Origin of the sequence: Streptomyces sp. NPDC007205 (assembly GCF_040634095.1) — a bacterium.
Lineage (GTDB): Bacteria > Actinomycetota > Actinomycetes > Streptomycetales > Streptomycetaceae > Streptomyces.
Window position 1 is genome coordinate 149701 of the sequence record NZ_JBEYEW010000003.1, and the last position, 14737, is coordinate 164437.

13 protein-coding genes are annotated in these 14737 nt (G+C 72.2%); 2 read left to right on the forward strand and 11 right to left on the reverse strand.

Features of this window, described 5'->3' with window-relative positions:
* Positions 1-5: 5 nt before the first annotated feature.
* Positions 6-2591 carry a bifunctional FO biosynthesis protein CofGH gene (locus ABZ624_RS07080; RefSeq protein ID WP_360083471.1) on the reverse strand — a complete coding sequence of 862 codons (2586 nt, stop codon included), beginning with the start codon at positions 2589-2591 and terminating at the stop codon, positions 6-8.
* Positions 2592-2668: 77 nt separating this feature from the next.
* Positions 2669-2878, reverse strand: coding sequence for a hypothetical protein (locus ABZ624_RS07085; protein ID WP_360083473.1), 210 nt, complete (start codon positions 2876-2878; stop codon positions 2669-2671).
* A 151-nt stretch (positions 2879-3029) separates the two neighbouring features.
* Between ABZ624_RS07085 and ABZ624_RS07090 the strand changes: the two genes are divergently transcribed.
* Positions 3030-4547 carry a CehA/McbA family metallohydrolase gene (locus ABZ624_RS07090; protein WP_360083475.1) on the forward strand — a complete coding sequence of 506 codons (1518 nt, stop codon included), beginning with the start codon at positions 3030-3032 and terminating at the stop codon, positions 4545-4547.
* Between the two features lie 173 nt (positions 4548-4720).
* Here the strand turns inward: ABZ624_RS07090 and ABZ624_RS07095 are convergent, their stop codons facing one another.
* The 4 genes from ABZ624_RS07095 to ABZ624_RS07110 are packed head-to-tail and all read right to left on the reverse strand — an operon-like array spanning position 4721 to position 7921.
* Entirely contained in the window at positions 4721-5128 is a 408-nt protein-coding gene (locus tag ABZ624_RS07095) for a hypothetical protein (RefSeq protein WP_360083477.1), read from the reverse strand.
* 29 nt (positions 5129-5157) lie between these two features.
* The gene (locus ABZ624_RS07100) at positions 5158-5742 is read right to left on the reverse strand and encodes a protease inhibitor I42 family protein (RefSeq protein ID WP_360083479.1); all 585 of its coding nucleotides are present in this window, start codon (positions 5740-5742) and stop codon (positions 5158-5160) included.
* A gap of 39 nt (positions 5743-5781) precedes the next feature.
* A complete protein-coding gene (locus ABZ624_RS07105) occupies positions 5782-7416 on the reverse strand; it encodes a peptidoglycan-binding protein (RefSeq protein ID WP_360083481.1) in 1635 nt (544 codons plus the stop codon).
* Positions 7417-7426: 10 nt separating this feature from the next.
* Positions 7427-7921: a hypothetical protein gene (locus ABZ624_RS07110; protein ID WP_360083483.1), complete on the reverse strand. Its 495-nt coding sequence runs from the start codon at positions 7919-7921 to the stop codon at positions 7427-7429.
* 152 nt (positions 7922-8073) lie between these two features.
* Here ABZ624_RS07110 and ABZ624_RS07115 point away from each other — a divergent pair, with 152 nt between their 5' ends.
* Entirely contained in the window at positions 8074-8469 is a 396-nt protein-coding gene (locus tag ABZ624_RS07115) for a nitroreductase/quinone reductase family protein (RefSeq protein ID WP_360083485.1), read from the forward strand.
* A 148-nt stretch (positions 8470-8617) separates the two neighbouring features.
* Here ABZ624_RS07115 and ABZ624_RS07120 read toward each other — a convergent pair whose 3' ends face one another.
* From ABZ624_RS07120 to ABZ624_RS07140, 5 genes are all read right to left on the reverse strand, one after another.
* Complete coding sequence (locus ABZ624_RS07120) at positions 8618-10078, reverse strand: aldehyde dehydrogenase family protein (protein ID WP_360083487.1); 1461 nt, start codon at positions 10076-10078, stop codon at positions 8618-8620.
* A complete protein-coding gene (locus ABZ624_RS07125; protein ID WP_360083489.1) occupies positions 10075-11805 on the reverse strand; it encodes a D-aminoacylase in 1731 nt (576 codons plus the stop codon). Before ABZ624_RS07125 ends, ABZ624_RS07120 begins: the two co-directional genes overlap by 4 nt.
* A gap of 13 nt (positions 11806-11818) precedes the next feature.
* On the reverse strand, positions 11819-12937 hold the full coding sequence (locus ABZ624_RS07130) for an LLM class flavin-dependent oxidoreductase (RefSeq protein ID WP_360083491.1): 1119 nt from the start codon (positions 12935-12937) through the stop codon (positions 11819-11821).
* A gap of 98 nt (positions 12938-13035) precedes the next feature.
* On the reverse strand, positions 13036-13806 hold the full coding sequence (locus ABZ624_RS07135; RefSeq protein WP_360083493.1) for an SDR family oxidoreductase: 771 nt from the start codon (positions 13804-13806) through the stop codon (positions 13036-13038).
* A 10-nt stretch (positions 13807-13816) separates the two neighbouring features.
* Entirely contained in the window at positions 13817-14734 is a 918-nt protein-coding gene (locus ABZ624_RS07140) for an LLM class F420-dependent oxidoreductase (protein WP_360084061.1), read from the reverse strand.
* Positions 14735-14737 lie beyond the last annotated feature (3 nt).

A 14737-nucleotide genomic window follows, 5' to 3' on the forward strand; every position in this document is an offset into this window, starting at 1 on the left:
CGTACTCAGTCCAGGACGGGCAGCAGTTCCGGCAGGTGGCCGTCGGAGGCCTCCGCCGCCCGCTGCCGTTCCTGAGGCACCTCGCCGTAGAGCGTGGTGCGCGGCTTCGCCGGACGGCCGGCCGCCTCGGCCACGGCGACCAGCTCGCGGACGGACTTGTACGAGCCGTACGACGAGCCCGCCATGCGGGAGATCGTTTCCTCCATGAGGGTGCCGCCCAGGTCGTTCGCGCCGGAGCGGAGCATCTCCGCCGCACCCTCCGTGCCCAGTTTGACCCAGCTCGTCTGGATGTTGGGGATCCACGGGTGGAGCAGGAGGCGGGCCATCGCCGTCACCGCCCTGTTGTCCCGCGTCGTCGGACCCGGCCTGGCGATGCCCGCCAGGTACACCGGGGCGTTCGTGTGGATGAAGGGGAGGGTGACGAACTCCGTGAAGCCGCCCGTCTCGCGCTGGATGCGGGCCAGCGTGCGCAGGTGACCGAGCCAGTGCCGGGGCTGGTCGACATGGCCGTACATCATCGTCGAGGAGGAGCGGATACCCAGCTCGTGCGCCGTCGTGATCACCTCGGTCCAGGTGGCCGTCGGCAGCTTGCCCTTGGTCAGCACCCAGCGGACCTCGTCGTCCAGGATCTCCGCCGCCGTACCCGGGATGGTGTCCAGGCCGGCTTCCCTGGCCGCCGTGAGCCACTCGCGGACGGGCATACCGGTGCGGGTCGCGCCGTTCACCACCTCCATCGGCGAGAAGGCGTGCACATGCATCCCGGGGACGCGGGACTTCACCGCCCGGGCGATGTCGAAGTACGCCGTCCCGGGCAGATCCGGATGGATACCGCCCTGCATGCACACCTCGACCGCGCCCACGTCCCAGGCCTGCTGGGCGCGGTCGGCGACCTGTTCGAGGGAGAGGGTGTACGCGTCCGCGTCCGTCCTGCGCTGCGCGAAGGCACAGAAGCGGCAACCCGTGTAGCAGACGTTGGTGAAGTTGATGTTGCGGGTGACGATGTACGTCACGTCGTCGCCGACCGCCGACCGGCGCACGTCGTCGGCCACCCGGCACAGCGCGTCCAGCGCCGGGCCGTCCGCGTGGAGGAGGGCCAGGGCCTCGCCGTCGGTCAGCTTCGTCGGGTCGTCGGCCGCGGTGCGCAGCGCCTGCCGTACGTCCGTGTCGATGCGCTCCGGCGCCATACCGGGCGCGGCGGCCTCGCGCAGCGCCTCCCAGTCGCCGTACACCTCGTCGAAGTCGTCACGCCGGTCGGCGGTGCGGCCCTCGGTGTCGATCGTGCGGTGCAGGTCCGTACGGCCGGCCGGTACGAAGGACTCCTCCGGCTCCTGCCACGGACGGCCCTCGACCGGCGCGTCCGGGAGGGCGAGGCCCGTCTCCGGGTCGGCCAGCGCGCTCACGTGCGGGCGCAGCCGCGGGTCCAGCCAGGGTTCGCCGCGCCGCACGAACTCCGGGTAGACGCAGAGGCGTTCGCGCAGTTCGAAGCCGGCCGCCCGGGAGCGTTCGGTGAGTTCCTCGATCTGCGGCCAGGGGCGCTCGGGGTTGACGTGGTCGATGGTCAGGGGCGACACCCCGCCCCAGTCGTCGATGCCGGCGCCGATCAGCCGCTCGTACTCGCTGTCGACCAGGTTCGGCGGGGCCTGGAGACAGGCGGACGGGCCCATGATGTGCCGGGCCACGGCCACCGTGGCGACCAGGTCGTCCAGTTCGGCGTCCGGCATGCCGCGCATCGCCGTGTCCGGCTTGGCGCGGAAGTTCTGGATGATCAGCTCCTGGATGCCGTGGTAGGCCCGGGAGACCTTGCGCAGCGCGAAGAGGGACTCGGCACGCTCCTCGTACGTCTCGCCGATGCCGATGAGGAGACCGGAGGTGAAGGGCACGGAGGAACGGCCGGCGTCCTCCAGCACCCGCAGCCGTACGGCCGGTTCCTTGTCCGGGGAGCCGTGGTGCGGGCCGCCGGGCTCGGACCAGAGCCGGGTCGCGGTCGTCTCCAGCATCATGCCCATGGAGGGAGCCACCGGCTTCAGGCGCTGGAAGTCCGTCCACGTCATCACGCCCGGGTTGAGGTGGGGCAGGAGCCCCGTCTCCTCCAGGATGCGGATGGAGATCGCACGGACGTACGCGACGGTGTCGTCGTAGCCGTGCGCGTCGAGCCACTCGCGCGCCTCGGGCCAGCGGTCCTCGGGCTTGTCACCCAGGGTGATCAGGGCTTCCTTGCAGCCGAGGGCGGCGCCCTTGCGGGCGATGTCCAGCACCTCGTCCGGGGACATGAACATCCCGTGGCCGGCCCGGCGCAGCTTGCCGGGGACGGTGACGAAGGTGCAGTAGTGGCACTTGTCCCGGCACAGCCGGGTGAGGGGGACGAAGACGCTCTTCGAGTACGTGATGACCCCGGGACGCCCCGCCTGTTCGAGACCCGCGTCCCGCACCCGGGCGGCGGACGCGGCGAGGCCGGTCAGGTCCTCGCCGCGGGCCTGGAGCAGCACCGCCGCCTCGGAGACGTCGAGGGTGACGCCGTCCCGGGCGCGTTTGAGGGCGCGACGCATGGAGTTCTCGGTCGGGCCGGTTCCGGGGGTCGCGGAAGTCGTCATTCTTTGAGCATACGTTCGGGTTGATCAGGCCGGAGAGCAGCCGCCCGGCCCTGCTCCGAGTCGCCGGGGAACACCTCTCAGTGGAAGGCCAGCCATCCGATGCCGGCGGCGCAGGTGAGGGCGGCGGCGGTCAGGGCGGCGGGCCGGTGGCGGTGCAGCGCGTAGCCGACCAGCAGCGCGGTGAGCAGTACGACGACCGTGCCGACCGTGCCGCGCAGCGGACCCTGGCTGTAGCCGTACTCGTTGAAGTGCAGTGCGATCCACACGAGCCAGACGATTCTCCTCATGACAGAAGAGTCTTCCTTGCCAGGCGCCCGCTACGATCGGCGCCCCCTGGAGACGCACCGTGGCCCTGAACGTCGCGCGCATGACACATTGTGGGGTGCCAATCGCCTCCTCTTTCACGGGAGTTCACGCTCGGACGGGAGAGTGACCACCATGGGTGAAGACACGCACGATCAGGCTCACGGGATCGGCAGGCGCGCGCTGTTCGTGACGGGCGCGGCCGCTGCCCTTACGTTGGGAAGCGTGAGCTTCGCAGCGGCGGACGGTCAGCGCGAGGAGACCCGGACGGTGCACGGCACCCTGCCACCCGGCTCCCCCGACTTCGTTTACGTGCCGGTCGAAATCCCCGCCGGCGTACGGGAGATCAAGGTCTCCTACACCTACGACAAGCCCTCGGTCCCGGCCGGCACCCAGGGCAACGCACTCGACATCGGGCTCTTCGACGAGCGCGGCACCGAGCTGGGCGGCCGGGGCTTTCGGGGCTGGTCGGGCGGCGCGCGCACGGAGTTCTTCGTCCGCGCCGACGACGCGACGCCGGGCTACCTCCCCGGCCCGGTACGGGAGGGCACCTGGTACGTCGCGCTGGGCCCCTACACGGTGGCGCCGCAGGGCCTGACGTACGAGCTGACGATCACGCTGACCTACGGCGAGCCGGGCGGGACCCCGAGGCCGGTGTACCCGCCCTCCCGGGCGAAGGGGCGGGGCCGGGCCTGGTACCGGGGCGACTGCCATCTGCACTCCTGGTACTCCGACGGCCGCCGCACTCCGGCCGAGATCGCGGCCCTCGCCCGGGCGGCGGGCCTGGACTTCATCAACTCCTCGGACCACAACACCAACTCCTCGCACCCCCATTGGGCGGACCAGGCGGGCGACGACCTGCTGATCATGCTCGGCGAGGAGGTCACCACCCGCAACGGCCACGTGCTGGCGCTCGGCACCGGTCCCGGCACGTTCGTGGACTGGCGCTACCGGGCCCGCGACAACCGCTGGGCCCGCTTCGCACGGGAGATCCGCCGCGCCGGCGGCCTGGTCGTCCCCGCCCACCCGCACGCCACCTGCGTCGGCTGCGGCTGGAAGTTCGGCTTCGGCGAGGCGGACGCCGTGGAGGTGTGGAACGGCCCCTACACCCCGGACGACGAGGTGACGCTGGCCGACTGGGACAACCAGCTGGTCGCCTCCGTGCGGCACGGGCGGCCCTGGCTCCCGGCGATGGGCAACAGCGACGCCCACCGCGACCCCGACGCGGTCGGCATGCCGCAGACGGTCGTCCTCGCCGACGACCTGACCCGGGAGGCGATCCAGGAAGGGATCCGCGCGGGACGCTCGTACGTGGCCGAGTCGAAGAACGTGACCCTCGCCTTCACGGTGACGGGCGGGCGCGGGCAGCAGGCGGGCATCGGCGAGCGGCTGGCCCTGCCCGCCGACACCCCCGTGACGGTCCGGCTGGAGGTCTCCGGTGCCCCGCGCTGCTCGGTCCGTTTCGTCACCGACCAGGGTGTGCTGTTCACCAGCGATCCGCTGCCGGTGTCGGGCACGGGCACGGTCGAGTGGCGTACGACGCCCGCCTGCGCGGCGTACGTGCGCGCCGAGCTGCGGCACGAGGCCGCCCTCGGGCCGCTGCCGGGGGCGTTGGCCGCCTTCACCAACCCGGTCTTCCTCACGCCTGCCTGATCTGCTCGGCCGCCCACTCGGCCCACTCCCGCCGCATCGCGTGCCCCTCCCGGGACATCTCGTCTCCTTCGCGGTGCTCGCGGTGCTCGCGGCGTCCGCTGCGTCGCCCACGCCCGGGCAAAGGCCCGGCCCGCCGGACAGACCGTCCGGTGACCGCCGCCTCCCCGCAGCCGCTACGACCCGCCCCGGGACGCCTTCTCGCGGGTGGCCCGGCGCAAGGCGATGATCTCGGCCACCGCCCCCAGCCAGCGGGCGGCGCGGGTTTCGGCCTCCGGGGTGGTCGCGGTCTGCGCGGCGCCGGTGAGCCAGTCGCGCAGGAGCTCGGCGGGCTCCGGGGACGGCAGCGGCTCGGGCAGATCGGCCGCGTAGGCCAGGCCGGCGGAGCGGACGATCTCGGCGACGAACACCAGCGAGCGCGGCAGCACGCCCAGCCGGTCGAGGGTGACCGCGGCGGCGATGGCACCGTCCCCGAACAGGGCCGTGTGGAAGGCCTCCTGGGTCAGGCCGTAGCGCAGCAGCATGGTGACGTCGGTGGCGGCCAGGACCTCGTCGTCGGTGCGGGAGTCGGGCGAAGGGGGCATGCGGGCCTCGGTTGCGGTCGTCCGCCGGGTCAGCGGACCGTGATCGTGAAGACGTAGAAGCCGGCGCCGACGTGGGCGTGCGGGTCGGCGGTCAGGGTGGGGTACGGAGACGGGGACGAGGACGGGGAGGGGGACGCCGTACCGTCGGGGCCGGGGCCCAGGGTGGACCGGTCGTGGGGGCCGGGACCGGTGCACGTGTCCAGGGGGCAGTGCAGCAGCCGTACCGTGGCCTTGCCCTTGGCCAGGGCGGTGAAGTCGAAGGACTGGGTACCGCCGGTGCTGCCGACGAGGTCGCTGTCGTCGCCGGACTCCCGTACCCCCCGGTACCTCAGCACGGCCGCGTCCGGCTCGGGGCCGGCGAGGTACCAGTGCTCGCCCAGGGTCGCGGCCGACGGGACGGTGAGCGAGAACCGTTTGCCCGGCTCGACGGTGACGGCCCGGTGATCGATGCCGTACACGGCACCGGCGTCCCCGCCGGTGGTGGCCGGCGTGCTGGGCGTCGCCGTCACGCGCGGGGTGACGGTGCCGCCGGACCCGCTCCCCTTCCCGCAGCCGGTGAGGGCGAGCAGGCAGGCGAGCACGGCCGAGCCGATGAGTGGTGCGCGTGAAGTCATGGCCGGTCTTCGTTCCTCGGTCTCTCGGTCCTGGGTCTCTCAGCCCTGCGGCAGGTGCACGGCGTACGCGTTCGGCAGCCGGTTGTCGCTGGCCTTCGCCATGCCGCCGTTGACGAAGTCGTCCTCGCTGACCCAGGTGGTCTTCCCCCACGGGTTGTAGATCTCCAGCTTGTCGCCCTCCTGGCCGACGATCATCATGGAGTGCCCGTGCCGTGTGCCGTCCGCTTCGTACCCCTCGGCGTCGAAGGGCACCGGCTTGCCGTCCGCCACCGCCTTCTCGATGTCCGGCAGGATGGTGCGGCGGGAGTCCGCGTCCCGCACCTCGTGCAGTGCGTAGGAGCTTCCGGTCTCCGGGCTGATCTCCTTGTTGGAGATCACCTCCTGGCCCTGCAGGTCCATGCCGTCCCAGTTGGCGTCGCCGTGGCCCTCCACGTGCACCCGGTGCTGTTCGGCCACCAGGCGCTGCCGGAAGGCATCCGGGTCGTCCTCCTGCCCGCCGGGGCCGCCGGTGAGCGAGAGGGCGTAGACGGGGTCGACCAAGGCGCGCGCGGTGACCGTGGTGGAGGCGACGCAGGTACCCTCCTGGCCGTAGCCGCCCTGGGCCCACTCCTGGCCGTCGAAGTCCTGCAGTTCGGTGTTGAGGTTGGCGCCCTTGATCGGGTCCGTGCCCTCGTCCCTGAGGCTGTCCGCCCCGGTGACGATCGGCGACAGGTGCCGCTGCAGCCAGGCCGGGTCCTTGCCGTGGATCTTGCCGTCGAACGTCTGGATGTCGTCGACGCCGTGCCCCGCGGCGAGGGCCTTCATCAGGTACGCCTTCTCCTGCGGGGTCTTCGCGCCCGCGAGGAGCCGGTCCATCCGGGCCCGGTCGGCCGGCGAGAGCTTGTCCATGGCCCGGCCGGAACGTTCCAGGTCGTTCGCGGTGAGGATCTCGTTGTAGTCGGCCGCGCCGGCCTTGCCGCTGGTGTCGGCGAGCATCAGCCGGTCCACCGCGGACAGCCGGCCGGTGTGCATCTTCCCGGCGCGCGCCTCGGCCGCCCACTTGTTCAGGTCGCGGGCCGCGGCGCGCACGGCGTCGTCCGCGGCGACGGCGGCCTTGTGCATCAGCTCGACCCCGTCGGTGGCGAGGGTCCGGCCCGCGGCCAGGGCCGCCTTCTTCTCCGCCTTCTCCTGGTCGGTCTCGATCATCCTGCCGACGTCGAAGAAGCTGTCCGGGGGGCCGAGCTTCTGCTTGGCCTGCTGCATCTTGGCGCGGCCGTCGGCGTCCTGCTTCTTCGCGGTGCCGAGCGCGTCGGCCAGCGCGTGCAGCGCCTTCGCGCCGCCCTGGAACGCCTCGGACATCTTGGTCGCGGCGCGGGCGGCGGCGGCCACACCGTGGGAGGCGAGGACGCTGGTGTCGCCGACCCAGACCTCCGGCAGCCCCTTGTGGGCCACCTTGTTCACCCGGTCGTGCACATCACCGGCGTTGTGGATCTGGTCGCGGTAGCGCTTGCCGAGCGCTTCGAGCGTGGCCGTGTCGCCGACCGGCGCGGAGACGAGGAGCGCGTCGTCGATCTGGTCCAGCAGGTCGTTCTTGTCCCCGGCCCTGGGAATGCTCGTGCACAGGCCGGCCAGCCAGGCGCGGCGGCCGGCCGGCGTCTCCAGGGCGCCGAGCGGGTTCAGGTCGAAGAGTCCCATCGGCCCGCCCTCAGTACCTGGTCAGGGCCGACGGACGGTCGGCGTGCACGGGCATCGTGGTGACCGCGCCGGGTCCGGCGGGCGTCGGCATGGTGGTGGGGTCCGGGCCTGTGGCGGGCGTCGGCATGGTGGTGACGTACGCGTTTCCCACGGGCGTCGGCATGGTGGTGATTCCGCTCCCGATGCCCGCCCCGCCGGTGGACACGGCCGCGGCGCGCGTCGCCACGGCGTGGTCGGAGCCCTTGTAGGCGCGCTTGGCGAGGCGCACCTTGTCCGCGAGTTCGTGCAGTGCCGACTCCAGCGTGGCCGCGTCCTCCAGCCAGGCAGCGGCGAACGCGTCGAACGCCGCCGCCGACTCCGCACCGCCCAGGGCGTCCTGTGTGTAACACGCGTCGGCGACGATCGCCTTGTGTATGTGTCCCGCGTCGTCGCCGGCGCCGTCCAGTTCGTTCGCCTGGCCGGACATGCCGGACCTGACCGTGTAACCGTCCGAAGACGCGCCCATCACGCTCCCCCGTTTGCGCCGGCTGATGTCCGCGGGGGAGGCTAACACGCGTACGTCGTACGGCCTTCCGTGCGTCACAGGCCGCGCACGAGGCCGACACAGCATCCACGCGGGGCGCCGTCCGCGCCCGGGAAACAGGAGCAGCGAGCGACATGGCGGACCGCAGTGACCTCAAGCACCTCCTCGTGACCCGCTTCCAGCGGCACCTCGCCAACCCGCTGAACCGGCGGCTGCCGTTCCAGACCCTCCTGGAGACCACCGGCCGCACCTCCGGCCTGCCCCGGCGGACACCGGTCGGCGGACGCCGCGTCGGGGAGTCCTTCTGGCTGGTCTCCGAGTTCGGCCACAAGTCGCAGTACGTGCGCAACATCCAGGCCGACCCCAGGGTGCGTGTCCGCATCGCCGGCCGCTGGCACCACGGCACCGCGCACCTCCTGCCCGACGACGACCCGGTGACCCGCCTGCGCTCCCTGCCCCGCTTCAACAGCGCGGCGGTACGGGCCTTCGGCACGGACCTGCTGACGGTGCGGGTGGACCTGCGGGACTGAAGGAACGGCAGGCCGTACACGCTGCCGACGGTCACGGTGAACAAGTGCGCCACCTGCGTGCTGATCTACCCGACGGGCGCGTCATGGACGCGGTCGAGATCGGGCTCCGTGCCGTGTTCGACCTCTAGGCGCTGCCGGACGGTGGCCCCTATCCCGGCCACACGATCGCCTGCACCTCGCTGTACGCGTGCAGGGCGTAGGAGCCGACGTCGCGGCCGACGCCGCTCTTCTTGAAGCCGCCGAACGGGGCCTCCATGCTGCGGCCGACGGTGTTGATGCCGACGCCGCCGGCGCGCAGCTGCCGGGCCACCCGGAAGGCGCGGGCCACGTCGCCGGACCAGACGTAGTCGATGAGGCCGTAGTCGGAGTCGTTGGCGAGGGCCACGCCCTCCTCCTCGTCGTCGAAGGGGACGACCACGACGACCGGCCCGAAGATCTCCTCCCGGGCCACCCGCATGTCGTTGGTGCACTCGGCGAGCAGGGTGGGCGCCACGTGGAAGCCGCGGTCGAGCGGGGGCCGTTCACCGCCCGTGACCACGGACGCGCCCTCCTTGCGCCCGAGTTCGACGTACGACTCGACCCGCGCCCGGTGCTCCGCCGAGATCACCGGCCCGACGACCGTGTCCGGCTCTCGCGGATCGCCGACCTTCAACCGGCGCGCATATCCGGCGAGTTGCTCGACCAGCCGCTCGTACACCCCGCGCTGGGCCAGCACCCGTGTCGGTGCCGTGCAGATCTGCCCGCTGTAGAAGGAGAAGGTGGTGCCGATGCCGGCGACGGCCGAGCCGAGGTCCGCGTCGTCGAACACGAGCGCCGCGCCCTTGCCGCCCAGCTCCATCAGCTGCCGTTTCATGTCCCGCCCGCACACCTCGGCGATCCGCCGGCCGACGGCCGTGGACCCGGTGAAGCTGACCATGTCGACGTCGTCGGACCCCGCCACCGCCTCCCCCACGGCCACCGACCGCCCCGAGACGACGTTCACGACCCCTGGCGGCACCCCGGCCGCCTCCAGCGCCTCGGCCATCCGGTACACGGACAGCGGATCCTGCGGGGCGGGCTTGACGACCACCGTGTTGCCCATGGCCAGGGCCGGCGCGACCTTGCCGGCCGCGTTGGCCCAGGGGTTGTTGTAGGAGGTGATGCAGCTGACGACGCCGACGGGCTGCCGTACCGCCAGGGCGCCCACCACCACCGCCCGCCCCATCGGCCCGGCCTCGTTGATCTGTGGGGCGATGGCCCACTCGGCGGGCTCCACGCGCGCGTACCGGCGGAACCGGGCGGCGGCCACCCCCACCTGCATCGTGCGGGCGGTGCCCGTCGTCGCGCCGGTCTCGGCCCGGGCCAGTTCGGCGTACGGCTCCGTCCGCCCCCGGATGAGGTCGGCCGCCCGCGCCAGCACCGCCGCCCGCTCCTCCGGCCGGGTCCGCGACCACGCCCCGAACGCCTCCCGGGCCGCCGCGCAGGCCGCACGCGCCTGTTCCGGTGAAGCCTCCGGCGCCCGGCCGACCGTCTCCTCGGTGGCCGGGTCGGTCACCGGATAGTGCCCGCCGTCCGGTTCGACCCACTCCCCGCCGACGAACAGCCGCTGCCCGTCGCTCACCGAGCTCACCGTGTCCTCACCGTCCGGGTGTCGGTCCCCGACCGCAGCACCTTCCCGGGTACGGCCCCCGTCACCACGTCGTCCCGGATCGCCTCGACCCCGTTGACCCACACGGCCCGCACCCCGATCGCCGCGGAGTCCAGGCGGGGACTGTCACCGGGCAGGTCGTGCACCAGCCGGGCCGGTCCGGCGTCGATCCGCTCGGGATCGAACAGGACGAGATCCGCGTGCCAGCCCTCCCGCACCCGCCCCCGGTCCCGCAGCCCGAACAGCCGCGCCGGATCGTCGGTCAGCATCCGCACCGCCTGCTCCAGCCCGACCAGCCTCCGGCCGCGCAGACAGTCCCCGAGGAACCGGGTGGTGTACGGCGCCCCGCACATCCGGTCCAGGTGCGCCCCCGCGTCCGAGCCGCCGAGCAGCACGTCCTCGTGCTGCCAGGTCTCGGCGCGCAGCGCCCAGGAGGCCGGGTCGTTGTCGGTGGGCATCGGCCACAGCACCGTACGCAGCTCGTCGTTCGCGCAGATCTCCACCAGACAGGCGAAGGGGTCGAGCCCCCGCTCCTCGGCGATGTCCCCGACGACCCGGCCGGTCAGGCCGCGGTTGGCCGCGCTGTAGGTGTCCCCGATGACGTACCGGCCGAAGTTCGCCAGCCGCCGGAAGACGCCCGCCTCCTTCGACCGGGCCCGCCGCAGCATCTCCTCCCGGACGGCGGGGTCCCGCAGCCTGGCGATCCGCTCCGGCACCGGCAGCCCGAGGACCGGCCCCCAGCCCGGGATCAGATTGAGCGCGCAGAACGTGCCCAGGGACATGTTCATCGGCGTGAGGATCGGCATGGTGAGCGCCACCACCCGCCCGCCGGCCTTCCGGGCCCGCTCACTGGCGCCGAGCTGCCGTGGCACCCGCTCCGGTACGGCCGCGTCGACGGTGAGCACGTTCCAGTTCAACGGCCGCCCGGCCACCACGCTCATCTCCACGAGCAGATCGATCTCGTCGTCGCTGAACTGGTCCAGGCACCCGGCGACGATCGCCTCGATCTGCGTCCCCTCGTGCTCACCGACGGCACGGGAGAGCGCCAGCAGCTCCGCCGGCTTCGCATGCCGGGAGGCGACGGGCTGTCCGTCCCCGTCGGAGTGGGTCGACGACTGCGTGGTGGACAGCCCCCAGGCCCCGGCGTCCATGGCCGCGTGCAACAGCCCCACCATCGCGCCGAGCTGCTCCTCGGAGGGCTGTCCCCCGACCGCATCCGGCCCCATCACATACCGCCGCAGGGCACAGTGCCCCACCATGAAACCCGCGTTGACGGCGATCCGCCCCTCCAGGGCGTCCAGATACTCCCCGAAGGAGTGCCAGCTCCAGGGCGCCCCCTCCTCCAGCGCCACCAGGGACATCCCCTCCACCTTGGACATCATGCGGCGCGTGTAGTCGGCGTCCTCGGGGCGGGACGGGTGGAGCGGCGCGAGGGTGAACCCGCAGTTCCCGGCGGCGACCGTCGTCACCCCGTGGTTGAGGGAGGGCGTGGCGTACGGGTCCCAGAAGAGCTGGGCGTCGTAGTGGGTGTGGGGGTCGACGAAGCCGGGGGTGAGGACGAGGCCGGCGGCGTCCTCGGTGGTGCGGGAACCTTCGGTGATCCGGCCGATGCGGGCGATACGGCCGTCCCGTATGCCGACGTCGGCGGTGCGGGCGGGTGCGCCCGTCCCGTCCACGACGGTGGCGCCCTTGATCAGGTGGTCCAACATGCGCGGAACCCCCTCAGACGGCCTGACGGAACCGAGTCGTCCGGTGCACGGGATCCGTGTCGATCCTGGGAATCACATGCTCCCCGATCAGCCGGATCGTCTGCAGCGTCTCCTCCTTCGGCACCCCCACCGGCAGCCCGAAGCTCAGCTGGTCGGCTCCCGCCTGCTCCCACCGCTTGCACTGCCGCAGTACCTCGTCGGGGTCGCCGCAGATGAGCAGCTCCTCCTCCACGAGCAGTTCCACGAACTCCGGCGTGTACGCGGGCAGCGTCTCCGGCCACACGGGGAAGCCCTCGGGCCGGGGGAAGGTGTCGTGGTACCGGAACACCAGCGAGGGCAGATAGTGCAGCCCCCCGTGCACGGCGATGTCGATCGCCTCGGCGTGAGTGGGCGCACAGATCGCGGTGGTCGTCACCATCACGTTGTCGTTCACGAAGTCCCCGACGGGCTCAGCGTTGACGATCGCCGTCTTGTACTGCTCCAGCACCCACTCCATGTCGGAGACCTTCTGGATGCTGAAGCCGAGCACGCCGAGCCCCTTCTTCGCGGCCATGGCGTACGACGGCGGCGATCCGGCCGCGTACCACATCGCCGGGTGGGACTTCCCGTACGGCTTCGGCAGGACCTTGCGCGGCGGCAGCTGCCAGTGCTTGCCCTGGAAGCCGGCGTACTCGTCCTGGAGCCACATCTTCGGGAACTCGGCGATGGTCTCCTCCCAGATCTCCTTGGTGTAGTTCATGTCGGTCACACCCGGTATGAACCCGAGGATCTCGTGCGAGCCGGCGCCCCGCCCGCTGCCGAACTCGAAGCGCCCCTCGCTGAGGTGGTCCAGCATGGCGACCTTCTCGGCGACCTTCACGGGGTGGTTGACCTGGGCCAGGGGGTTGAAGATCCCCGATCCCAGATGGATCCGCTCGGTCGCGTGCGCCAGGTAGCCCAGGAACACGTCGTTGGCCGACAGGTGCGAGTACTCCTCCAGGAAGTGGTGCTCGGAGGCCCAGGCGTACTTGAAGCCGGACTTGTCCGCCTGGATGACGTACTCGGTCTCCTCCATCAGCGCCTTGTGCTCGGCCAGCGGGTCGGTCTCGGCGCGCTTGCCCACGTATCCCTGTACAAAGAGCCCGAATTCCAAGGCGGTTCACCTTCCCCAGTTTTCTGACGCTCCGTCAGATGCGTTCCGTCGGCCGACTGTCGCACCGAGTGCGGGGACCGTCAATAGCTGACAGTCAGTCAGATAATCGAGACTCCCGCCAGCCATCCCCCGTCGATCACGAACGGCTGCCCGGTGATGTACGACGAGTCCTCCGAGGCGAGGAAGAGCGCCAGCCGGGCCACCTCCTCCGGCTGCCCGACCCGGCCGAGCGGCACGAGCCTGCGGTACAGCTCGTCCAGCGCCCGGCTCATCTCCTCCGGGTCGGCGTCCGGGTCCAGCCGGGCCGGGTTGGACATCGGGGTGTCGATGGCGCCCGGACAGATGGCGTTGACCCGGATCCTCCGGGCCGCCAGCTCCAGCGCGGCCACCCGGGTCAGCCCCAGCACGGCATGCTTGGTGGCGGCGTACGTCCCGACGGCCGCCATACCGGTCAGGGCCGTGTACGACGCGGTGTTCACGATCGTGCCCCCGTCGGCCATCTCCGGCGCCACCGCCTTCATCCCCAGGAAACAGCCGACCTGGTTGACCTGCACGACCTGCATGAACTCGTCCAGCGGGGTGTCCACGAGGGCGTTGAACCGCAGGATGCCCGCGTTGTTCACCAGCCCGTCGATCCGCCCGTACGCCTCTTTGACGACCCCGACGGCCTCCCGCCACCCCTCCTCGTCGCCCACGTCGAGATGGACGTACAACGCGCCTATCTCCTCGGCCAGGGCCTTCCCCTGCTCGTCCAGCACATCGGCGACGACCACCCGCGCGCCCTCCGCCCGGAAGAGCCGCGCCTCCTGCTCGCCCTGTCCGCGTGCCGCCCCGGTGACGATGACGACCCGCCCGTCCAGCTTGCCCATGGTGCCCTCCTCACTGCAGCCGGGGTGCGACCTCCGCCCCGAACAGCCCGATCTGCTCGATGAGTTCGGCACGGCTCCGGCTGCGGAACCGCACCTGGATCTGGTCCACGCCCATCGCCCGGTACGCCCGCAGCGACTCGGCGATCTCCTCCGGCGTCCCGGCGAGGGTCCGCCGCCCGACCTCCCAGCCGGGCCGCCCGACATACAGCGGCTCGGTGATCGCGCCGACGGTGAACGGCCCCTTTGCACCCGCCTCCTCCCGCAGCTGCCGCAGCCGGGCGATCTGCGCGGGCAGCCGCTCCCGTGGATCGCCCTGGGGCAGCCAGCCGTCGCCCTTGAGCGCGGCCCGGCGCACGGCGGCGGGCGAGGATCCGCCGACCCAGAGGGGGACGTACGGCTGCGCGGGCCGGGGCCGCTGGCCGAGCCCGGCGAAGTCGTAGAGCTTCCCGTGATGCTCGGGGAACTCCTCCGCCCCCAGGGCGGCCCGCAGCGCGTCGATCACCTCGTCCAGCACGGCCCCCCGCCGCTCGAACTCCACCCCGAGCGCCTCGAACTCCTCCCGCACATGCCCGGCCCCCACCCCGAGGACCAGCCGGCCGCCGGAGAGGTGATCGAGGGTGGCGTACTGCTTGGCGGTGAGCAGCGGGTGCCGCAGCCCCACGACGGCCACATGGCTGAGCAGCCGGACGCGCTCGGTCACGGCGGCGAGGTGGGCGAGGGTGGCGACGGGGTCGTACCAGACCGTGCTCATGGCCGGGGCGAGCCGGCGCGGGACGGCCACATGGTCGCAGCAGGCGAGGTAGGCGAACCCGGCCGGCTCCACGGCCCGCGCGACGGCCACCAGGTCCTCCGGCCCGGCGGCGGCCTCCCAGCCTTCCGCGTACAGGGTGCTCTGCGACTGGACGGGCAGCTGGATGCCGTACGCCAGGGC

What these genes read in the sequence shown, in the direction of transcription:
- ABZ624_RS07080 (WP_360083471.1), bottom strand. Translation starts at nt 2,591, where the DNA reads ATGACGACTTCCGCGACCCCCGGAACCGGCCCGACCGAGAACTCCATG.
- ABZ624_RS07085 (WP_360083473.1), bottom strand. Translation starts at nt 2,878, where the DNA reads ATGAGGAGAATCGTCTGGCTCGTGTGGATCGCACTGCACTTCAACGAG.
- ABZ624_RS07090 (WP_360083475.1), top strand. Translation starts at nt 3,030, where the DNA reads ATGGGTGAAGACACGCACGATCAGGCTCACGGGATCGGCAGGCGCGCG.
- ABZ624_RS07095 (WP_360083477.1), bottom strand. Translation starts at nt 5,128, where the DNA reads ATGCCCCCTTCGCCCGACTCCCGCACCGACGACGAGGTCCTGGCCGCC.
- ABZ624_RS07100 (WP_360083479.1), bottom strand. Translation starts at nt 5,742, where the DNA reads ATGACTTCACGCGCACCACTCATCGGCTCGGCCGTGCTCGCCTGCCTG.
- ABZ624_RS07105 (WP_360083481.1), bottom strand. Translation starts at nt 7,416, where the DNA reads ATGGGACTCTTCGACCTGAACCCGCTCGGCGCCCTGGAGACGCCGGCC.
- ABZ624_RS07110 (WP_360083483.1), bottom strand. Translation starts at nt 7,921, where the DNA reads ATGGGCGCGTCTTCGGACGGTTACACGGTCAGGTCCGGCATGTCCGGC.
- ABZ624_RS07115 (WP_360083485.1), top strand. Translation starts at nt 8,074, where the DNA reads ATGGCGGACCGCAGTGACCTCAAGCACCTCCTCGTGACCCGCTTCCAG.
- ABZ624_RS07125 (WP_360083489.1), bottom strand. Translation starts at nt 11,805, where the DNA reads ATGTTGGACCACCTGATCAAGGGCGCCACCGTCGTGGACGGGACGGGC.
- ABZ624_RS07135 (WP_360083493.1), bottom strand. Translation starts at nt 13,806, where the DNA reads ATGGGCAAGCTGGACGGGCGGGTCGTCATCGTCACCGGGGCGGCACGC.